The 22335-nt window shown below is 33.1% G+C and carries 18 protein-coding genes; 16 read left to right on the forward strand and 2 right to left on the reverse strand.

Annotation, left to right across the window (positions count from 1 at the left end):
* Window positions 1-16: 16 nt before the first annotated feature.
* The 8 genes from BXU10_RS04295 to BXU10_RS04330 all read left to right on the forward strand — a co-directional run bounded on the left by BXU10_RS04295 (window position 17) and on the right by BXU10_RS04330 (window position 9485).
* On the forward strand, window positions 17-1333 hold the full coding sequence (locus BXU10_RS04295) for an MFS transporter (protein WP_078226254.1): 1317 nt from the start codon (window positions 17-19) through the stop codon (window positions 1331-1333).
* An 87-nt stretch (window positions 1334-1420) separates the two neighbouring features.
* A complete protein-coding gene (gene kduI / locus BXU10_RS04300; protein WP_078226255.1) occupies window positions 1421-2260 on the forward strand; it encodes a 5-dehydro-4-deoxy-D-glucuronate isomerase in 840 nt (279 codons plus the stop codon).
* Between the two features lies 1 nt (window position 2261).
* The gene (locus BXU10_RS04305; protein ID WP_180908940.1) at window positions 2262-3056 is read left to right on the forward strand and encodes a gluconate 5-dehydrogenase; all 795 of its coding nucleotides are present in this window, start codon (window positions 2262-2264) and stop codon (window positions 3054-3056) included.
* Between the two features lie 20 nt (window positions 3057-3076).
* Window positions 3077-4483, forward strand: coding sequence for a glucuronate isomerase (gene uxaC, locus BXU10_RS04310; protein ID WP_078226256.1), 1407 nt, complete (start codon window positions 3077-3079; stop codon window positions 4481-4483).
* 10 nt (window positions 4484-4493) lie between these two features.
* Window positions 4494-5516: a sugar kinase gene (locus BXU10_RS04315; protein WP_078226257.1), complete on the forward strand. Its 1023-nt coding sequence runs from the start codon at window positions 4494-4496 to the stop codon at window positions 5514-5516.
* Window positions 5517-5523: 7 nt separating this feature from the next.
* Window positions 5524-6198 (forward strand): bifunctional 4-hydroxy-2-oxoglutarate aldolase/2-dehydro-3-deoxy-phosphogluconate aldolase, encoded by a 675-nt coding sequence (locus BXU10_RS04320; protein ID WP_078226258.1) that lies wholly within the window; start codon window positions 5524-5526, stop codon window positions 6196-6198.
* A gap of 205 nt (window positions 6199-6403) precedes the next feature.
* Window positions 6404-7846, forward strand: coding sequence for a tagaturonate reductase (locus tag BXU10_RS04325; RefSeq protein ID WP_078226259.1), 1443 nt, complete (start codon window positions 6404-6406; stop codon window positions 7844-7846).
* Between the two features lie 25 nt (window positions 7847-7871).
* On the forward strand, window positions 7872-9485 hold the full coding sequence (locus tag BXU10_RS04330; protein ID WP_078226260.1) for a UxaA family hydrolase: 1614 nt from the start codon (window positions 7872-7874) through the stop codon (window positions 9483-9485).
* A 124-nt stretch (window positions 9486-9609) separates the two neighbouring features.
* On the opposite strand, the gene BXU10_RS04335 is transcribed toward BXU10_RS04330, so the two are convergent.
* Both BXU10_RS04335 and BXU10_RS04340 read right to left on the reverse strand, forming a co-directional pair.
* Window positions 9610-10638 (reverse strand): LacI family DNA-binding transcriptional regulator, encoded by a 1029-nt coding sequence (locus tag BXU10_RS04335; RefSeq protein WP_078226261.1) that lies wholly within the window; start codon window positions 10636-10638, stop codon window positions 9610-9612.
* A 312-nt stretch (window positions 10639-10950) separates the two neighbouring features.
* Complete coding sequence (locus tag BXU10_RS04340; RefSeq protein ID WP_078226262.1) at window positions 10951-11979, reverse strand: LacI family DNA-binding transcriptional regulator; 1029 nt, start codon at window positions 11977-11979, stop codon at window positions 10951-10953.
* 285 nt (window positions 11980-12264) lie between these two features.
* On the opposite strand from BXU10_RS04340, the gene BXU10_RS04345 reads away from it, so the two are divergent.
* From BXU10_RS04345 to BXU10_RS04380, 8 genes are all read left to right on the forward strand, one after another.
* Window positions 12265-13695, forward strand: a complete 1431-nt coding sequence (locus tag BXU10_RS04345) for a glycoside hydrolase family 28 protein (RefSeq protein WP_078226263.1) — start codon at window positions 12265-12267, stop codon at window positions 13693-13695.
* Window positions 13696-13842: 147 nt separating this feature from the next.
* Window positions 13843-14784 carry an alpha/beta hydrolase gene (locus BXU10_RS04350; RefSeq protein WP_078226264.1) on the forward strand — a complete coding sequence of 314 codons (942 nt, stop codon included), beginning with the start codon at window positions 13843-13845 and terminating at the stop codon, window positions 14782-14784.
* A 41-nt stretch (window positions 14785-14825) separates the two neighbouring features.
* A complete protein-coding gene (locus BXU10_RS04355; RefSeq protein WP_078226265.1) occupies window positions 14826-16040 on the forward strand; it encodes a glycoside hydrolase family 105 protein in 1215 nt (404 codons plus the stop codon).
* Between the two features lie 29 nt (window positions 16041-16069).
* Window positions 16070-17302: a glycoside hydrolase family 105 protein gene (locus BXU10_RS04360; RefSeq protein ID WP_078226266.1), complete on the forward strand. Its 1233-nt coding sequence runs from the start codon at window positions 16070-16072 to the stop codon at window positions 17300-17302.
* 16 nt (window positions 17303-17318) lie between these two features.
* Window positions 17319-18953 (forward strand): glycoside hydrolase 43 family protein, encoded by a 1635-nt coding sequence (locus tag BXU10_RS04365; RefSeq protein ID WP_078226267.1) that lies wholly within the window; start codon window positions 17319-17321, stop codon window positions 18951-18953.
* Between the two features lie 48 nt (window positions 18954-19001).
* Window positions 19002-20102 (forward strand): pectate lyase, encoded by a 1101-nt coding sequence (gene pelA, locus BXU10_RS04370; RefSeq protein WP_078226268.1) that lies wholly within the window; start codon window positions 19002-19004, stop codon window positions 20100-20102.
* A 77-nt stretch (window positions 20103-20179) separates the two neighbouring features.
* Window positions 20180-21529 carry a glycoside hydrolase family 28 protein gene (locus tag BXU10_RS04375; protein ID WP_078227911.1) on the forward strand — a complete coding sequence of 450 codons (1350 nt, stop codon included), beginning with the start codon at window positions 20180-20182 and terminating at the stop codon, window positions 21527-21529.
* Between the two features lie 18 nt (window positions 21530-21547).
* Window positions 21548-22291 (forward strand): rhamnogalacturonan acetylesterase, encoded by a 744-nt coding sequence (locus BXU10_RS04380; protein WP_078226269.1) that lies wholly within the window; start codon window positions 21548-21550, stop codon window positions 22289-22291.
* The last annotated feature ends 44 nt before the right edge of the window (window positions 22292-22335 follow it).

A 22335-nucleotide genomic window follows, 5' to 3' on the forward strand; every position in this document is an offset into this window, starting at 1 on the left:
CAAACCAAACCAGATTATGAACCAAACCAACGCAGCGATAGGAAAGTATCGCTGGACCATTTGTAGCTTAGTTTTCTTTGCTACTACCGTAAATTATTTAGATCGAAATGTAATCAGTTATTTAAGGCCTTTTCTTTCAGAAGCCTTTCATTGGACTCCGGAACAAGAGGTTATTGATTATTCAAATATAGAAATAGCTTTTAAAATCGCATATGCATTAGGTATGCTGGTTGCAGGAGGAATTATTGATAAATTAGGTACTAAATTAGGTTATGCAATAGCAACGGGTTTATGGAGTTTGGCAGCTGTTGGACATGCATTTGCAACAGGTACAGGAGGGTTTTTGATTGCACGTGTGTTTTTAGGAGTTACAGAAGCAGGGAATTTTCCTGCGGCAATAAAAGCAACAGCAGAATGGTTTCCGCAAAAAGAACGTGCTTTAGCAACAGGAATATTTAATTCAGGGAGTAATATTGGAGCAATAATTGTTCCTTTATCGGTGCCATTTATAGCTGAAAATTATGGATGGCAATGGGCTTTCATTGCAACAGGGATTATTGGTTTTGTATGGTTGGCCTTATGGTTTATTTTTTATGAAGTGCCTCAAAAGCAAAAACGTTTATCGCAGGCAGAGCTTGAGTATATTAATGCTGATAAAGCTGATGTCATTGAGGCAGAAGATACTGAGAAGGTTTCATGGTTGAAACTATTGACTTTTCGTCAAACATGGGCTTTTGCAATCGGAAAACTATTAACAGATCCTGTTTGGTGGTTTTATTTGTTCTGGTTGCCTGATTTTTTAATGAAACAATACAAACTTTCGGCTACAGAAATTATTTGGCCATGTGCCTTAGTTTATGTTATTGGGAGTGTTGGAAGTATTTTTGGAGGTTGGCTTCCGTTAAAATTAATTGAGAAAAATTGGCCAGCTTATAAAGCTAGAAAAACGAGTATGCTACTTTATGCGTTTGCTGTTTTACCAGTATTGTTTTCTCAGTACTTAGGTACAATAAATATGTGGTGGGCAATTTTAGTGATTGGTTTTGTGGTTTCAGCTCATCAGGCATGGAGCGCTAACATTTTTACAACAGTATCTGATATGTTTCCTAAAAAAGCAACTGCATCGGTTACTGGAATAGGTGGGATGTTCGGAGCATTTGGCGGAATTTTATTAACCGCAGTAGTTCAAAAAAATATGTTTGTTTATTATACCAAAATCGGTAAAATAGAAACAGGATATTTTATTATGTTCTGTATTTGTGGAGCAGCTTATTTACTGGCCTGGCTGATCATGCATATTTTAGTTCCAAGAATGAAAAAGGTAGAAGTGTGATAAATACACAAATAATTTTTCGTTTCTATTATGATATTTAAATTTAAAAATATAATTTTGTGCAATCGATTACATTAATTTAAAATTATGACAAAATATAGTTCAAGATACGCATCAAGCCCGGAAGCTGTAAAAAAATATGATACTCAGGAATTGAGAAATGAGTTTCTGATTGATGATTTGATGCAGGAAGATGAAGTGGTGTTGGTTTATTCTCATTATGATAGATATATCACCGGTTCTGCAGTTCCAGTTAAAGGAGATTTAGTTTTAGAAACTATTGATCCACTTAAAGCTCCTTATTTTTTGGAACGAAGAGAGTTGGGAATCATCAATGTTGGAGGTAGCGGTTCTGTTGTTGTTGAAGGAACATCTTATGAGTTAGGTTTTAAAGATGCTTTGTATATTGGAAGTGGAAACAAAGAAGTAATCTTCAAAAGTGATGATAGCAGCAATCCAGCAAAATTCTATTTGAATTCTGCTCCGGCTCACACAACTTACCCAACTAAAAAAGTAAGTTTAGCTGAAGCTAATAAATTGCAATTGGGAACAATGGAAACAGCTAATCACCGTACCGTTAATCAAATGATTATTGGAAGCGTGGTTACAACTTGCCAATTGCAAATGGGAATGACAGAATTGAAACCGGGAAGTGTTTGGAATACAATGCCGGCACATGTTCACGATCGTCGTATGGAAGTTTATTTCTATCTTGATATTCCGGAAAATCAGGCAGTATGTCACTTTATGGGACAGCCTCAGGAAACAAGACATATTTGGATGAACAATCATCAGGCAGTTATTTCTCCGCCTTGGTCTATTCACTCTGGTTCCGGAACAAGTAATTATACTTTTATCTGGGGAATGGCCGGTGAGAATTTGGATTATGGAGATATGGATGTTTGTAAAATTACAGATTTAAGATAAGATGATGATAGATTTATTTGATATAAAAGGAAAAGTTGCCTTAATCACAGGAAGTACACACGGACTGGGAATGGCAATGGCAAAAGGATTAGGTCAGGCGGGAGCAACTATTGTTGTAAATGGAAATTCTTCTCAGCAAAAAATTGATGATGCTGTGGCAGCACTTAAAAGCGAAGGAATCAATGCTGTTGGTTACAAATTTAATGTTACTGAAGAGAAAGAAGTTAGCGCTGCTGTAGCGAAAATTGAGAGCGAAGTCGGATCAATTGATATTCTGATTAACAATGCCGGAATCATTAAAAGAATTCCTTTATTGGAAATGGAAGTTGCTGATTTTAGAGAAGTAATCGATATTGATTTAGTAAGTCCGTTTATTGTTTCTAAGCATGTTGCAAAAGGAATGATCGAAAGAAGACAAGGTAAGATTATTAACATTTGCTCAATGATGAGTGAGTTGGGAAGAAATACAGTTTCTGCTTACGCTGCTGCAAAAGGAGGTCTGAAAATGTTAACCAAAAATATGGCAACGGAATGGGCCAAATATAATGTTCAAATTAACGGAATAGGACCAGGTTATTTTGCTACTGAACAAACCAAACCAATCAGAGTTGATGGACATCCGTTTAATGATTTTATCATTAGCAGAACACCGGCTGCAAAGTGGGGAGATCCTGGTGATTTAGCAGGAGCAGCTATATTTTTATCATCTAAAGCCAGTGATTTTGTGAACGGTCACATTTTATATGTTGATGGCGGAATCCTTGCAACAATTGGAAAACCATCAAACGAAGAATAATTTTCTATTATATTAAAAGCATGAGCTCGAATAAAACATTCATAAACGATAATTTTTTACTTGAAAATAAATACGCTGAAGAATTATATCATAATTATTCAAAAAATCAGCCTATTATTGATTATCACAATCACTTAAATCCACAGTTTATTACTGAAGATAAAATTTTCGATAATATTACAAATGTGTGGATAAACGGAGATCACTACAAATGGCGTGCAATGCGTACGTTAGGGATTAATGAGCAGTTTATTACAGGTAATGGTTCTGATAAAGATAAATTCCTAAACTGGGCTAAAACAGTTCCTTATACTATGCGTAATCCTTTGTATCACTGGACGCATTTAGAATTAGCACGTTATTTTGATATTTACGATTTGCTGAATGAAAAATCTGCTGAAAGAATATATGAGGAAGCTTCTGCAAAAGTAAATTCAACAGAATACAGCACACGCAATTTGCTTAAAAAAGTAAATGCTGAATTGGTTTGTACTACTGAAGATCCTATTGATACTTTAGAGTTTCACCAAAAATTAAACAGTAATCCATTTGAAACTAAAATGAGCACGGCTTTCAGGCCTGATAAAGCTATTTTGATTTTAAATGATGGTTACAATGCTTATCTGGACACATTGGGGGATGTGTCTGGAGTAGCAATCAATACTTATTCTGATTTACTTTCAGCATTAAGAAAAAGAATTGATTTCTTTAATGCAAACGGATGTAAATTAAGTGATCACGGTTTAGATCAGATTTATTTCGAAAACTTTAGTGAAGTAGAAATAAATGCAATTTTCAAAAAGAAAAGAGAAAACCAAACGATAACTCCTGAAGAAGCATTGAAATTCCAAAGTGCAGTTTTATTGTTTTTATCTGAAACATATCATGAATTAGGTTGGGTACAGCAATTTCACTTAGGAGCTTTACGTAATAATAATGCCCGTATGCACAGGATTTTAGGACCGGATACAGGTTGGGATTCCATTGGAGATTATCCACAAGCTCAAAAATTATCTGCTTTCTTAAATGCATTAGACAGTAAAGATAAATTAACAAAAACGATTATTTATAACTTAAATCCTGCTGATAACGAAGTGATGGCTACCATGATTGGTAACTTTAACGACGGAAGTGTGAGAGGAAAAGTACAGTTTGGATCAGGATGGTGGTTTTTGGATCAGAAAGACGGAATGACTAAACAATTAAACGCCCTATCAAACATGGGATTAATTAGTTGTTTTGTTGGAATGCTGACAGATTCAAGAAGTTTCTTATCTTTCCCAAGACACGAATATTTCCGTAGAATTCTTTGTAATCTTTTAGGAGATGAAATTCAAAGAGGAGAGCTTCCTGCTGATATGGAATGGATTGGAAAAATGGTTTCTGATATTTCGTATAACAATGCAAAAGAATATTTCAAATTTTAATTAATTTATAATGAGTAAAGTAGTTGCATTCGGCGAAATAATGTTGCGTTTTTCTACAGAAAGACATTTGCGTTTTTCTCAGGCTAAAGCATTTACAGCGTCTTACGGCGGAGGTGAATTTAATGTTTGCGTTTCTTTGGCGAATTACGGTATTATTGCTGAGTTTGTTACGAGATTGCCTGAGAACGAAATTGGTTACTGTGCAGTACAGGAAATGCGTAAAATGAATGTGGAGTCTAAAAGTATTGTTTACGGCGGAGAACGCTTAGGAACTTATTATTTAGAAACAGGAGCAGGAACCAGAGGAAGCAATGTTGTATATGATCGCGCACATAGCTCGATGGCAACTATTCAAAAAGGAGATATTGACTGGAAGAAAGTATTGGAGGGAGCGACATGGTTTCACTTTAGCGGAATTTCAGCAGCAATTTCTCAGAGTGCAGCAGAAGCCTGTCTGGAAGCAGTTCAGATTGCACATGAATTAGGATTAACTATTTCATGTGATTTGAATTACAGATCAAAATTATGGCAATATGGCAAAACACCAAGTGAGGTTATGCCTGAGTTATTAAAATACAGTCACGTTATTTTAGGAGACATTGATACAGCTTATTTTATGTTAGGAATTCCTAAAGTAAATCCGAATTATCAGGATGAAAAATCTTTACCGGCTTTATATTCTAAGTTATATGAGCTTTGTCCGAACTTAAAAACTGTAGCAACGACATTACGTTATTCCGTTAGTGCTTCACATCAAAGAATTGGTGGCGTTTTATTCGATGGAAAAACCATTTTTAATGCCGCTGTACAGGAAGTTACTCCTGTGATAGACAGAGTTGGTAGTGGTGACGCCTTTATGGGGGGATTAATCTACGGATTGGTTGAGTATAAAGAAGACAAACAAAAGGCACTGGATTTTGCAGTAGCGGCTTGTTGCTTAAAACACACCATTGCCGGAGATTATAATTTGGTGACATTAAAAGAAGTTGAAAACATGGCAGGAGGGAACTCGGCCGGATTAGTATCAAGATAAATAAAGTATGGCAAAGTATTCAAGAATTGAAGTAGCTCAGACGATGAAAGACAACGGTATGGTTCCTTTGTTTTTTCATTCGGATATTGAAATCAGTAAAAAAGTATTAAAAGCCTGTTACGATGGCGGATCCAGATTAATGGAATTTACAAGCAGAGGTGATTTTGCTTTTGAAGTTTTTGGAGCATTAAATAAATATGCATTGGCTGAATTGCCTGGAATGATGCTAGGTGTTGGTTCTGTTACTGATGCTGCTGCAGCTTCGTTATACATGCAGCTTGGTGCTAATTTTATTGTAACTCCTGTGTTTAGAGAAGATATTGCCATAGCTTGTAATCGTAGAAAAGTGTTATGGTCTCCTGGTTGTGGAACTCTTTCAGAAATTGCAAGAGCAGAAGAATTAGGCTGTGAAGTGGTAAAATTGTTTCCTGCTGATATTTACGGACCAGAGTTTATTAAAGCAATAAAAGGACCTTGCCCTTGGACGACTATTATGCCAACAGGAGGCGTTTATCCAACTGTAGAAAGTTTATCTTCATGGTTAAATGCGGGTGCTACCTGCGTTGGTCTTGGTTCACAATTGATTTCAAAAGATTTGCTGGATAAGCAGGATTTTGAAGGGTTAAAAAATAAAGTAAATGATGTATTGAACATCATAAAAGATATTAGAAATAATAAATAAGGATAATTATTTTATTCCTTATTGTAAAGCAGTTTTTTTTAGAGTTTTAAAGGTTGTAATTGAACATTACGCTTGAAAAATAAAGCTTGTCACTCCTCACAGCAAACTTTATTTTAATCTTTACAAGTGTAATGTTTCTTTTACAATAACAAAACAGGTAAGGGATTAATGATGTTATTTATAACACTTTTAGAAAAGATTTAAAATGAAAAAATTAAATAGAGTAAATACAGGATTAGAAAAATTAAATCCAATTAAAGTAGTTCAGTTTGGTGAAGGTAATTTCCTTAGAGCATTTGTTGATTACGCTTTTCATAAACTAAACAAAGAGGTTGATTTCAATGCTGGTATTGCAATTGTTCAGCCGTTGAAAGATGGTATGGTAAACATGATTAACGATCAGGATGGTCTTTATACTCTGTTTATGAACGGTATCAAAAAAGGCGAAAAAATACAAGACATTCAGCTAATTGACAATATTGTAAAAGCTATAAATCCATATACTGAATTTGCAGATTATTTAGCTTTAGCTAAAGAAGAAGAACTTCAGTTTATTGTTTCAAATACTACTGAAGCCGGAATTGAATTCCTTGATACAGATACTCCGGATATGCAGCCGCCGGCAGCCTTTCCTGCAAAATTGACTGTTTTGCTTTATGAAAGATTCAAACATTTCAATGGAGATGCCTCTAAAGGAGTGACAATCATTCCTTGTGAATTGATTGATTATAACTCGGAGACTTTAAAGAAATATATTTTGCAATATGTCGATTTATGGAAATTAGAGGATGCATTCAAAACATGGTTGACAGAAGCGTGTACGTACCACAGTACTTTAGTTGACAGAATTGTTCCGGGATACCCAAGAGCAGAAATTGAAGACTACAACAGTAAATTAGATTATCAGGATAATTTAATTGTTGCTGCTGAACCATTCTTTTTATGGGCTATTGAAGGTGGTGAAGATTTAAAACAAAAGTTACCTTTCCATAAAACGGATTTGAATGTTAAAATTGTTGATGATATTCGTCCTTTCAAAATGATCAAAGTTCGTATTTTGAATGGTGCACATACAGCAATGGTTCCTACGTCGCTTTTGTATGGTAACAAGTTAGTAATGGAGACTGTTAATGGAGATTTTACAGGGAAATTCGTAAACAGTGTTATCAGTGAAATCAGTGAAACCCTTGCTATGGACAAAAATGAAATCGCTGCTTATTCTGAAGAGGTAATGGATCGGTTTAAAAATCCATTTATCAAACATGCATTGGCTGATATTGCTTTAAATTCGATCTCAAAATTCAAAGTAAGAGTTTTACCTAGTTTATTAGGATATTATAATGCAAACAAAAAACTGCCTGTTAGTTTGACTTTTTCATTAGCTTCCTTAATTCAGTTTTACAAAGGAACATGGAATAATGAAGCATTACCGGTAAAAGATACTCCGGAATTAGTTGAAGCATTTAGAAGTGCTTGGGAATTGGGGTCTTTAGATTTAGTTGTTGCTAAAGTTTTAGCTAATATCGAATTTTGGGGTGAAGATTTAACAAAAATTAACGGTCTGTCTGAAGCATTAGTAGTAGTTTTAACTGAAATTGAAGCTAACGGAATTGAAAAAGGTTATGCTAATTTCAGCGCTAAAAACTAATTAAAACCTTTTTAAAATTATTATCATGCAAAAGAAATTAATAAAAGTAAATCCAATAGATAACGTAATTGTTGCTTTAACCGATTTGGTACAAAACGAACAAATTGCATTTGAAGGAACTACCGTTTCACCAACAACTGATGTTAAAGCAAAACATAAAATCGCAGAGAAAGATTTTGCAATTGGTGATGAAATTATAATGTATGGCGTTTTGGTAGGAAAAGCTGTAGAACCTGTAAAAAAAGGAGAAGTAATTACCACCGAAAATGTAAAACATCAAAGTGAAAAAGTTTTTCGTAAAACTGGAAGTTTAGGTTGGACTCCTCCAAATATAGATCGTTGGAAAGATAAGACTTTCAATGGATACCACCGTACTGATGGGCAAGTTGGGACCAAAAATGTTTGGTTATTTATTCCATTAGTTTTTTGTGAAAATAAAAATATCGAAAAACTGAAAGATATTTTCGAAAACGAATTACTACCAAAAAAAGAAGTTTCTTATAAAAATTTATTGCGTTCTTTAATTGAAGAAAAAAGCGTAGAAGAAGTTGCTGATAGAAATTCAAATGAAAATATTTTAGATAATATCGAAGTAAAATTCATTAATCATCAAGGGGGCTGTGGTGGAATTCGACAAGATTCGGAATTGTTGGCAAAACTGCTTGCAGGATATGTAAACAATCCAAATGTTGCCGGTGCAACTGTTTTAAGTTTGGGTTGCCAAAATTTGCAAGTAGATATTTTTAAAAACGCATTGAAAGAAATAAGTCCGAATTGTGATAAAGAAATTTTGATCTATGAGCAACAACAAATTGGTACTACCGATAAAATGTTTCAAATGGTGATTAAAGATTCTTATGAAGCTATTAAAAGAGCCAACAAAATTGAACGTAAACCTGCTCCTGTTTCAAAAATAAGTATTGGTTTGGAATGTGGTGGATCCGATGGATTTTCAGGAATTTCTGCTAATCCGGCATTGGGAGTTGTTTCCGATATTTTCGCAGCTTTAGGAGGGAAAACCATTTTAGCAGAGTTTCCAGAATTATGTGGCGTTGAGCAAGAATTGATGAACCGATGTGTGGACGAAGAAAAAGCAGACAAGTTTTTATCTTTGATGAAAGCTTTTGAAAAATCAGTTGTAGATGCAGGTTCAGGGTTTGATATGAACCCATCTCCAGGAAATATTAAAGACGGATTAATTACCGATGCAATGAAATCTGCTGGTGCTTCTAAAAAAGGTGGAACAGCACCTATTGTAGACGTTTTAGATTACGGTGAATATATTTCAAAACCAGGTTTAAATCTTTTAAATACACCAGGAAATGACGCCGAATGTACCACAGGATTAGTTGGAGCTGGAGCAACAGTTGTTTTATTTACCACAGGTTTAGGAAATCCGATGGGAAATCCGGTTGCACCCGTTGTGAAAATTGCTTCAAACACGGCATTAACTAACAGAATGTCGGATATTATCGATTTCAATGCTGGAACTGTGATTACTGGTGAAAAAAACATTACCGAAGTTGGAGCAGAAATCGTAGATTATATTATAGAATTGGCAAGCGGAAACGTAGAAACAAAAGCAGATCAGCTGAAACAAGATGTATTTATTCCTTGGAAAAGAGGGGTTTCTCTTTAAATAAAGTTCTAAAAGCTATCCATATAAGTTATGTAAGTTCATTTAAGTAAATATTTTATTTGCTTACTTTTCTCAAATGACTTATATGGTTTAAAAAAGGATATGTTTATCCGTATCTAAACTACTAAAAGGTAGTTCTTGTTGAAGATTTACGAATGTGTAATTCAGGAGCAAGAACTACCTTTTTTTCGATTTTAATGGCGTCGGTTTTGTCTACCTGTTCTAAGAAAACACGTGCTGTCATTCTTCCCATCTCGAGTGGAGACTGATCTACTGAAGTTATGGAGAGTTCCATAAATTTAGTAAAAGGCTCATTACTGAATCCTGCCACGCAAAAGTCATTAGGGATACTTATATTTCTTTCTTTTAATTCCTGAATAGCTCCTAATGCAGCAAAATCACTTGAAGAAAATATAGCGTCTGGAGGTGTTTCAAGTTGTAATAAAATATCTATTGCCTCTTTTCCTGATTCTACACTACTTTTAATAGGGATGACATATTCTTCTTTAAAAGGTATTCCGCTATCTAGTAAAGCTTGTTTATATCCTAAAAATCTATTTTTGAATATGTCAAGAGATTGATCTCTGGAAAAATGAGCAATGTGTTTACATCCTTCATGAATTAGATGTTTTGTTGTAAGATATCCACCTTTGAAGTCATTAATTGTCACAGAGCTAACTCCATCAATGTTTCTGCTTCTATCAAAGAAAATTAAGGGGACATTTTTTTGTAATACGTTCAAAAATGCATCATAGTTTTGATCACTAACATCTGTAACAGACATTAAAATACCATCTACCTGTGCATCTATTAAAGCATATAGATTTTCATTTTCCCTTTTTGGATCATCATGAGTTTGTGAAATAATTACATGATAGCCATGAGGATAAAGTTCTTCTTCAATTCCTCTAATTACAGTTCCGAAAAAATTATTATCAACACGAGGAACTATAATCCCTATATTATTGCTTCTTCCGCTTCTTAAGGCCAAAGCTAATTTATTTTGCTTATAGTTCATTAAATCAGCTGTTTCCTGAACTAGTTCGCGTGTACTTTTTTTGATCTTAGGGCTATTATTTAATGCTCTTGAGACCGTAGCAGCAGTAATATTAAGTCTTTTGGCAATATCGTAAATAGTGGTTTTCTCGCTCATTAAAAAATTTATCTGATTATTTTTTCACAAAAATACCTTTTTTTTGAATAATTCAATATAAATTGTTATCGATTACTAAAACAACATTTGTAAGATTAATCATCTAATAGTAATAGAATGTTTGGTTTCTAATTTTGTGATAAAGGAAACTATTTTTATAAAAAAAATAATGTGAAAAGTATATTACTAAATAAATTAGTAGAAAATAAAAACAAATAGGTTTTAAGAAGATAATTGGCTGTTTGTTATGTGTTTATGTTTTATATCTCTAATGTTGGTTAAGATTAAAACTATAATTAATTAGTGGTAAAATTAAAAGTTTATTCTTGTTGAAGATTTACGAATATGCAATTCAGGAGCCAAAACTACTTTTTTTTCAATTTTAATGGTTTCTGTTTTGTCAACTTGTTCCAGAAAAACTCTTGCAGACATTCTTCCCATTTCCAGTGGTGACTGATCTACTGAAGTTATAGAAAGTTCCATAAACTTGGTAAAAGGTTCATTACTAAAACCTGCTACACAAAACTCGTTCGGGATATTTATGTTTCTTTCTTTTAATTCCTGTATAACTCCCAGTGCAGCAAAATCACTTGATGAGAATACAGCATCCGGTGGAGTTTCAAGTTCTAATAAAATATCTATTGCTTCTTTTCCAGCTTCAAGACTACTTTTAGACTGAATAACATATTTTTCGTTAAATGTGATTCCGTTGTCCAATAAAGCTTGTTTGTATCCCAAAAATCTATTTTTAAAAATTTCCAATGATTGATCACCAGATAAATGTGCAATATGTTTACATCCTTGATTAATTAATTGTTTTGTAGCAATGTATCCCCCTTTAAAGTCATTAATGGTTACTGAACTTACACCATCTATGTGTTTGCTTCTGTCAAAGAATATCAACGGGACATTTTTTTCTAACACATTATGAAAAGCATTATCATTTTCATTAGTAACATCGGTAACTGACATTATAATGCCGTCAACTTGTGCATCTATTAATGTGTAAAGGTTTTCGTTTTCTCTTTTAGGATTTTCATGAGTTTGACAAATAATAACCTGGTAGCCGTGTGGATAAAGTTCTTCTTCAATTCCTCTAATGACAGATGCGAAAAAATTACTGTCAATACGAGGAACAATAACCCCTATGTTATTACTTTTTCCACTTTTTAAAGCCAGAGCCAATTTGTTTTGTTTGTAATTCATTGAAGCGGCAGTTTCAAGTACCAATTCTCTTGTACTGTCTTTTATTTTCGGATTATTATTTAAGGCTCTCGAAACCGTTGCTGCAGTGATGTTTAGCTTTTTGGCAATATCATATATGGTTATTTTCTCACTCATTCAAAAAAAATATTTTGATTATTTTAACACAAAAATACATTTTTTTTGGATATCCCAATATAAAATGTTATCGATTACCTAAATTCTTTTTTTGATTTAAAACAATGGAGCAATAATAAAAAATTATGTGTTTTTTTACAATAAGTGTAAATTAATTTTATAATTAAAATTGAATACATAAATTATATAGAAATAAATTTGTTGTATTCAATCTATTTTTCTATTTTCGTGTAATCGATTACATAATCGATGTAATCTTATTTTTATAATGGAAATATTTCACAAATGAATGTTTTTGAAAGCTTAAAGTGTAATTCAATTTTTCTTGTTATAGCTTCTCTTTTTCTGTCATGCGGTGGCAAGGTTACCGATGCTTCAAATTCCCCGTGGGAAAGAATGGATTTGATTGTTAAAAGTATTCCTCAGACTAAATTTTTAGAGAATAGTTATAATGTTATAGATTATGGCGCAATTGCTGATGGAGTAACAATTAATACCGTAGCTTTTGAAAAAGCGATAAAAGCATGTGCTGAAAATGGCGGCGGAAAAGTAATTGTTCCGACTGGTAAATTCTTGACAGGAGCAATACATTTGGAGAGCAATGTAAATTTACACTTAGAAGATGATGCTGAAATTCTGTTTAGTACAAATCCAAAAGATTATCCAATAGTTCATACTTCTTGGGAAGGAACAGAGTTGATGAATTATTCCCCTCTTATTTATGCTAAAAATAAAACCAATGTAGCTATAACAGGTAAAGGCACTTTGAATGGTCAGGCCAATTCTGCTAATTGGTGGGTTTGGTCAGGAGGTAAAAGTTATGGATGGGAAAAAGGAATTCCATCTCAGAATGATCCTGCCAATCGTGAAGTTTTAGTTGATATGGCTGAAAAGGGTGTTCAGGTAGAAGAAAGAATTTTTGGAGAAGGACGTTATTTGCGACCTAATTTCATTGAGTTTTTTGAATGTAATACTGTTTTAATAAAAGACGTTAAGGTTATCAATGCTCCTTTTTGGATTTTACATCCAATGAAATCAAATAACATAATTATCGACGGTGTTACAGTAAATAGTCATGGTCCAAATAATGATGGATGTGATCCTGAATACTCACAAAATGTAATTATTAAAAATTGTATTTTTAATACAGGAGATGATTGTATAGCTATAAAATCTGGTAGAGATGCTGACGGAAGAAGAGTTGCGTTGCCAAGCAAAAATATAATAGTACAAAACTGTAAAATGATTGATGGTCATGGAGGTGTTGTAATTGGCAGTGAAATATCTGCAGGTGTTAATAATGTTTTTGTAGAGAATTGTATTATGGATAGTCCAAATCTTGACAGAGCAATACGTATTAAAACAAATTCTAAACGAGGAGGAGTAATTGAAGATGTTTACGTGAGAAATTTGGATGTAGGTACTGTTAAAGAATGTGTTTTGAAATTGAACATGTTTTATAATGTATATGGTTCCCAGACAGGAAATTTTATTCCGGTTATAAGAAATGTAATTTTGGAGAACGTGAAAGTAAAAAAGGCTGGCAAATATGGTGTTTGGGCAGAAGGATATAAAGAGTCGCCGGTAGAAAATATTGTACTTAAAAATGTTAATATTGAAAAAGCAGATTCAATTTATTTATTGAAAAATGTCAAGAATTTTAATTTTATAAATACTTACATCAATGGAAAAAAGGTTGAATCCATCAAAAACTAAGTTAAGAACTCTATGTAATTAGTTTAAATGGCGAATTTTTATTAAATTTTAGTTTTCTTAAGGATTGGTTTATATTATTTGTTGAATTAGTTTAAAAATGAGTTTGATAAAGTATCGAACTTTTTTCTTAACTAAGTTTTGTTAGTTATGAAGAACATTTTGTCAGTAGGATTGTTGTTTTTTTTATCAAATGCTATTTTTGGGCAAAGTACTTATCCTGTGGATAGTTCTTATACTATAGTAGCTACTTATACTAAATTGATAAAAAAATATCCTTTCATAAAAATAACCGAAGAAGTAAAAAAAGATAATGTTAATCAAATTAATGACGTTGTTTATAATGATAATAAAAACAGACCATTACATTTGGATGCATATTTTAGTACAATTAAAAAAAGAAATCCTGCTGTAATAATGATTCATGGAGGTGGTTGGAGATCCGGTAATAAGAATCAGATGAAGGTTTTGGCGCAGGAAATTGCTTCAAAAGGCTATTCTTGTTTTGCAATAGAATACAGATTGTCATTAGAAGCTAAATATCCAGAAGGAATTCTTGATGTTAAAAATGCAATTAGGTTTATAAAAAATAATGCTAAAAAATTTAAAGTAAATCCAAATAAGATTGCTGTTTTGGGATGTTCTTCAGGAGGGCAAATGGCAGCTTTGATTGGAACAACAAATGATAATCCAGATTTTGACGATGTTCAGAATAAAAGCAAATATTCATCAAAAGTAAATGCAATTATTGATATAGATGGAGTTTTAGCTTTTAAACATCCTGAATCTTCAGAGGGTGAAATGGCAGCTTTTTGGCTTAAAGGGACTTCTGCTGAAGTTCCGGAAAATTGGAAAAATGCTTCTGCCTTAACACACACAGATAAAAATACACCGCCAATATTATTCATAAATAGCAGTATTGATAGATTTCATGCAGGAAGGAACGATATGATTGCAATTTTGAATCGAAACCATATTTATAATGAGGTGCATACAATTAAGGATTCTCCTCATTCATTTTGGTTTTTTAATCCTTGGTTTGAAGAAACAGTTCTTTATACGACTCAGTTTTTGGATAAAATTTTAAAATAAGACATTGTAATAAAAAGAACTAAAATTAAATTTTAATGAACATGATAATTTCTCCGAAAACTAATTTCTGCAAAAGTGCAATTATTTTATTACTTCTTTGCTGTAGTAAAACAATTGCTCAGGATAATGTTCAGAGTCAGATAAAAATTTCTGATAATTTAAAATGGTCAGAAAGAATGGCATTGTCAATAATCAGTAGATATCCTGAAGCATGGAAAATTGATGGTCATGAAGCTCCAAAATGGGATTATAAAATTGGTATGATTTTGACGGCTTATCAGAAATTATATACTAAGACAAACAATCCAAAATATTATGACTACGTAAAAGGATATGCGGATGTGTTTATTGATGAAACTGGTGCAATCAAAAAGTTTGATCCTGAAAATCATAGTCTTGATAATATAAATGCAGGGAAAATACTTTTTGATTTATACTATAAAACAAAAGAAGGAAAATACTTGATAGCATTAAAAACATTAAGAAATAATTTGGATGACTACCCAAGAACACCATCTGGAGGGTTTTGGCATAAAAAAATCTATCCTAATCAAATGTGGTTAGACGGTTTGTATATGGCAGAGCCTTTTTATGCAAGATATAAGACCGAATTTGAGAAAGGTGAAAAATTAAACGATGTAGCCCATCAATTTGAACTTCTTCACAAACATACATTTGATAAAAAAACAGATTTGTATTTTCACGCTTGGGACGAAAGTAAACAAATGCCTTGGGCTAATAAAGAAACAGGAACGGCTCCTCATATTTGGTTAAGAGCACTTGGTTGGTATGGGATGGCGTTAGTTGATGCATTAGATTATTTTCCCAAGGATCATCCAAAACGTAGTGAATTGATAGGTTATTTAAATGAATTAGCAATTGCAGTAAGCAAATATCAGGATAAATCCGGTTTATGGTATCAAATTCCAAATCTGCAAAAGCAAAAAGGGAATTATTTAGAATCGTCAGGTTCTTCAATGCTCGTGTATGTGCTTGCTAAAGGAGTACACAAAGATTATTTGCCTTTTAAATTTGAAAAAATTGCCAATAAAGGCTTTAATGGATTAATAAAGAATGTTATTAAAGTAGATAAAAATGGTGAAGTCCACATTACCCAAGTATGTGGAAGTGCAGGATTAGGAGGGAATCCTTACAGAGACGGTTCATTCGAATATTATTTGAGCGAAAGAATTGTTACCGATAATTCTCATGGATTAGGAGCTTTTCTGCTGGCAGCAATAGAATTAGATAAATAGAATTTCAATACAGTCAAAAATAAATTACTATGTTAAGAAACACATTAAATACCTTAAAAGTAGCCATGCTTTTTGTTTTATTCACTTTATTTAGTTGTAAAACGGCTTCTCCTGAACCTGTAAAAACTACTGAATCGCAGGATTATACTGTTATTTCAAAAAACTTAAAGTGGTCTGATAAAATGGCTTTAACTTTAATGAAACGCCATCCTGAATCCTGGCAGATAGATGATTCTAAAGCTCCAAAATGGGACTATGTTCATGGTCTTGTTTTATATTCATTTGAAGAATTGTATAAAAAGAATCCGGATTCAAGATATGCAGCTTATGTACAGGGATATCTAGATGCTTTGATTGAAAATGACGGAACAATTAAGACATATGAAATGCAGAAGTATAATATAGATATGATTGTAGCTGGCCGTTTGCTTTTTAATACGTATAATAAAACTAAAGAAGAAAAATATTTAAAAGCAATGCAGTTATTGCGCAAGCAATTAGCTGATCAGCCAAGGACGCAGTCTGGAGGATTTTGGCATAAAAAAATATATCCTAATCAAATGTGGTTAGATGGTTTGTATATGGGAGAACCTTTCTATGCTCAATATACAGCAACTTTTGAAAATGGAAAAAGTCTGGATGATATTGCGCATCAATTTGAACAAATTCAATTGCATGCTACAGATCCAAAAACAGGATTGTTATTTCACGGCTGGGATGAAAGCAAGCAAATGGCATGGGCTGATAAAGAAACAGGAAACTCTCCAAATTATTGGTCAAGAGCTCTTGGCTGGTATGTAATGGCTTTAGTTGATGCATTGGATTATTTTCCAAAAGACCATCCAAAACAAAAAGAATTAGTTGGCTATTTGAATAATGTTGCAGAAAGTTTAGCAAAGTATCAGGATAAATCTGGTTTGTGGTATCAGGTAACGGATAAAATGGGTAAGGAAGGAAATTATTTGGAAGCTTCAGGTTCGTCAATGTTTGCGTATGCGTTTGCAAAAGGGGCTAATAAAGGTTATTTGCCATCAAAATTTAAAAAACTGGCAAACCTGGCTTTTGATGGTTTGACTACCCAATTAATAAAAGTTGATGCTGACGGAACAATTACCTTAACCCAGGCCTGCCAGGTAGCTGGACTTGGAGGAACTCCATATAGAGATGGTTCCTATGAATATTATGTAAATGAAAAAAAGAAAGATAATGACCCAAAAGCTACAGGGCCTTTTATATTAGCGGCATTAGAGTTAAACAGATAAGTATAATTTTTTTTAAATGAAATTTATAAAAATAAAGTTTCTTTTTTTGTGTTTCACAGGAATCCAGATCTTAACAGGACAGGAAAAAAATCAAAATAATTTTTCGAAAGTCTGGGTTGCCGATCAAGGTAACGGAACGTATAAAAATCCTGTTTTATATGCGGATTATTCAGATCCGGATGTTATTAGGGTTGGGGATGATTATTACATGACAGCTTCATCATTCAATTGTATTCCGGGACTGCCTATCCTTCATTCAAAAGATTTGGTAAACTGGAAATTAATTGGTTACGCACTTTCAAAACAAAAGCCTTTAGAGGTTTATAATAAAGTTCAGCATGGAAATGGTGTCTGGGCTCCATGTATTCGTTTTCATAATAATGAATTTTATATCTATTATCCTGATCCCGATTTTGGGATTTATGCTGTGAAAGCTAAAAAAGCAGAAGGCCCTTGGTCTGAACCGTTTATGTTAAAAGAAGGCAAAGGCCTGATTGATCCAACACCGTTATGGGATGAGGATGGTAAAGCATATTTAGGCTATGCTTTTGCTGGAAGCCGTGCAGGAATAAAAAGTGTTTTGGCAGTTTGTTCAATGAGTTCGGATGGTTTGTCTGCCCATAATGATGATGTCATGATTATTGACGGGCATACTACAGATGAAGTAACTATTGAGGGGCCTAAGTTTTACAAAAGAAATGGCTATTATTACATATTCGCTCCGGCAGGAGGAGTAGCTACTGGCTGGCAAACGGTTATGAGATCCAAAAATGTGTATGGGCCTTATGAAAAAAGGAAAGTTATGGATCAGGGAAAATCAGCTGTAAACGGTCCTCATCAGGGTGCCTGGGTTCAGACACAAACAGGGGAGGATTGGTTTATTCATTTTCAGGATCAGTTTGCATACGGAAGAGTAGTTCATTTACAGCCTATGAAGTGGCAAAATGACTGGCCGGTGATCGGAAATGACGAAGATAAAGATGGTACTGGAGAGCCTGTTATGGCTTATAAAAAACCAAATGTAGGTAAAAAAATATTTCCTATTGAAACGCCAGCGGAAAGTGATGAATTTAATAAACCAAAACTTGGGCTGCAATGGCAGTGGCATGCAAATCCACAGATTACCTGGGGACTTCCTACAGCAATGGGATATTATAATTTAAATTGTATTCCTGTTCCTAAAGATTATAATAATCTGTTTGATGTTCCTAATTTACTTTTACAAAAATTTCCTTCGGATGAGTTTACTGCAACAACAAAAATTACGTTTAATTCCAGATTTGATGGGGAATATGCAGGATTGGTAATTATGGGGCTGGATTATAGTTTTTTATGTCTGAAACAAGAAGAAGGTAAACTGTTTCTTTCTCAAAGAACAGCTTTGAAAGCGGATAAAAAAGGAATTGAACTTGAAAGTAAAAAAATTGCAATAAAAGATAAAACAATTTACCTGCAAGTAAAAGTAAAAGCAGGCGGAATATGTAATTTTTTATATAGCATAGATGGACAAAAATTTAACTCTGTTGGCGATAATTTTACTGCGCGAGAAGGCAAATGGATTGGTGCTAAAATAGGATTTTTGGCACTTAGAGAAGGTGTTATAAATGATGCTGGCAGTGTTGCAATAGATTGGTTTAGGATAACCAATTAAAGCAGAAAAAATAAATAACTAAATAAATAACCAAAATTAATTAACTAAATGAATCAACTTAAAAAAACAGTATTATTACTTTTAATAAGTACGAACTGTTATGTTAACGCACAGGAAAAAGCTAAAAAGTGGCCGGATTTAATTATAAAAAGTTACTCAGCCTGGTTTGGTTCTGAAGAAGGTAAAAAAGTAGGCGAAAATGTTCTGCTTTATCAAAGAGATATTGGCGGATGGCCAAAAAATATCCAAATGTTGAAAGAATTGACTGAGGAAGAAAAAGCTAAACTATTAGAACTAAAACCATCAGGAAAAGACTGTACAATAGATAACAGAGCAACAACCCAGGAAATACTTTTTGTATCTAAAATGTACGCTCAGACAAAAGATGAAAGATATAAAGATTCATTTTTAAGAGCTGTAAATTATTTACTTTCAGCACAATATCCTAATGGAGGATGGCCTCAGTATTTTCCATTAAAAAAAGGATATTATACGCATATTACTTATAATGACAATTCAATGGTTGATGTTTTGAATGTATTAAAAGAAATAGCAAATCAAACTGAATATTACAGTATTAAACCATCGCAGGAGATTGTTGATAAAGCTAAAATAGCTGTTGAGAAAGGAATTGATTGCATCTTAAAAACCCAATACAAACAAAATGGTGTTTTAACTGTTTGGTGTGCACAACATGATGAAGTTACTTTTGCTCCAGCTGATGCAAGAGCTTATGAACTTGCTTCATTAAGCGGAAAAGAATCTGCAAAAATTGTATTATTTTTAATGTCTGTTGATAATCCTTCACCTGAAATTAAAACTGCTATTGTAAGTGCATATAACTGGTTTGAAAAAACAAAAATTACCAATCTTAGAGAAGAGCGAATATACGATGCAGATGGTAAAGTTATAGGTAAAAAAATGTATCCAACTGATGAGGTTGCGCCAATTTGGCCAAGATTTGCAGAACTTGATACAAATGAGGCTTTTTTCTGTGACCGTGACGGAATTAAAAAGAAATATATAACTGATATTGGTGAAGAAAGAAGAAATGGTTACTCGTGGTATTCTAATGAACCTAAAGAAGTTTTGAAAAAATACAAAAAGTGGTCAAAAAAAAATAATTTAGAAAAAACTGAATCAGAGTAATTCTATAATAGTAATTGATTGAGCATTTCCTTTGTGTTAAACAGTGAATTAGGATTTTGCCTGCAAAAATAAAAATTATGAATATTAGACTTTTTTTTCTGGTATTGTTTTCAACTGTTTCATTTGCTCAGGACAATAAATTTCCAACGGCAAAAGTAGATTCAATTGTAAGTGCAATTCAACTACCCAAAATTCCTTCGTATCAAGTTAATGTAGCGAAATTAGGAGCCAAAGGAGACTCTGTTTCTGATAGTAAGCCCTTTTTTGATAAAGCAATGGCATTGTGTAAGAAGAATAAGGGAGGAACTATTACAGTTCCAAAAGGAGTTTATCTTTTAAAAGGACCAATTCATTTTGTAAGCAATGTCAATTTAAAAATTGAGAAAGGCGCGAAAATTAAATTTAGTGATAAGCCTGAGGATTATTTACCAATGGTTTTAACCAGCTGGGAAGGGACAATACTTTATAATTACAGCCCGTTAATTTATGCATATGATTGTACCAATATTGCATTAACCGGTGAGGGAATTATTGATGGAGAAGGTGGTAAAACATGGAAAACCTTTAAATCTCAAGAAGGAAAAGGTAAAGAGCTGAGCCGGGAAATGAATCATAACAATGTTCCTGTCAATGAAAGGAAATTTGGGACAGGTTATTTTTTGCGTCCACAAATGATTCAGTTTTTTAACTGTAAGAATATTTTAGTCGAAAATATCCGTATTGAAAATTCTCCTTTTTGGTGTCTGCATTTATTAAAATCACAAAGTATAACCGTTAGAGGATTAAGTTATAAGTCATTGAATTACAATAATGATGGTGTAGATCCTGAATATGCAAAAGACGTTTTGATCGAAAATGTAACTTTCAATAACGGTGATGATAATGTAGCAATAAAAGCAGGAAGAGATCATGAAGGAAGAGCTAATGCAGCTACCCCAAGTGAAAATATTATCATTAGAAACTGTAATTTTAAAGGGCTTCACGGAGTAGTTATAGGCAGCGAAATGTCCGCTGGAGTACAAAACGTTTTTGTTGAGAATTGCAAAACCACTGGTTATTTAAAAAGAGGTATTTATTTAAAAACCAATGCTGACAGAGGTGGTTTTATAAAAAATGTTTTTGTTCGAAATATCCAATTAGATGAAGTAGAAGATTGTCTTTATATCACAGCCAATTATCACGGAGAGGGAAAAGGGTTTCAGTCTGAAATATCAAATGTTTCCTTTTCTGATATTTCATGTAATAAAGCTTCTGCTTCAGGGATTGTTATTCAGGGATTTGCTGATAAAAAGATCAAAAATATCTCTTTAAATAATATCGAAATTAAGTGGGCTAAAAATGCGATATCAAGTACAAATGCTGAGAATGTAATTCTGAATGAAGTTTTTATCGGAGAAAAAGCTACATTTCCTTCAGCAGCAAAATAGTTTAATAAAAAATAAAAAATGAAACATTATATCTTAATTCTTTGGTTGATGTCAGCCACTTGTTTTGCACAAAAAACAACTGTTTATACCATTGGAGATTCAACAATGGCGAATAAAAAAGATCCGGAAAAAAACCCTGAACACGGTTGGGCTCAGGTATTACAACCTTTTTTTAAAGATAATATTATTATCGACAATAGGGCTTTAAATGGAAGAAGTACCAGAAGTTTTATAGCTGAAAAACAGTGGGATGCGGTATACCAAAAACTAAATAAAGGTGATTATGTTTTTATTGAGTTTGGGCATAATGATGGGAAAAACATGGATTCATTACGTTATACAAACCCGCATACGGCTTACAGACATAATCTAATCCGTTTTGTAAAAGAAAGCCGTGCAAAAGGAGCAATTCCAATTTTACTGAGTTCAATTGCAAGAAGAAATTTTAATGAAAAAGGAGTGTTAATTGGAACTCACGGGGATTATCCTTTAGAAACCAGGTTGGTTGCGCAGGAATTTAATGTTCCTTTTATTGATTTGGAATATTTTACCGAATTATTAGAACAATCTTATGGACCTGAAAAATCAAAAGAGTTGCATTTACATTTCAAAGCAGGAGAAAATCCATATTATAAAGATGCTAAAGACGATGATACGCATCTTTCTTTAAAAGGAGCAACAGAAATTGCACAAATAGTTGTTGAGCAAATAAAACTTTTAGAAGATTCTTCTGTTGAAACACTTAAGAAGGGAATTAAATAGCCTGAATAATCTTTATTAAATAAAATCGTATCCGAATAGGCTGT

The sequence above is a fragment of the Flavobacterium sp. LM4 genome (assembly GCF_002017935.1).
GTDB classification, from domain to species: Bacteria; Bacteroidota; Bacteroidia; order Flavobacteriales; family Flavobacteriaceae; genus Flavobacterium; species Flavobacterium chungangense.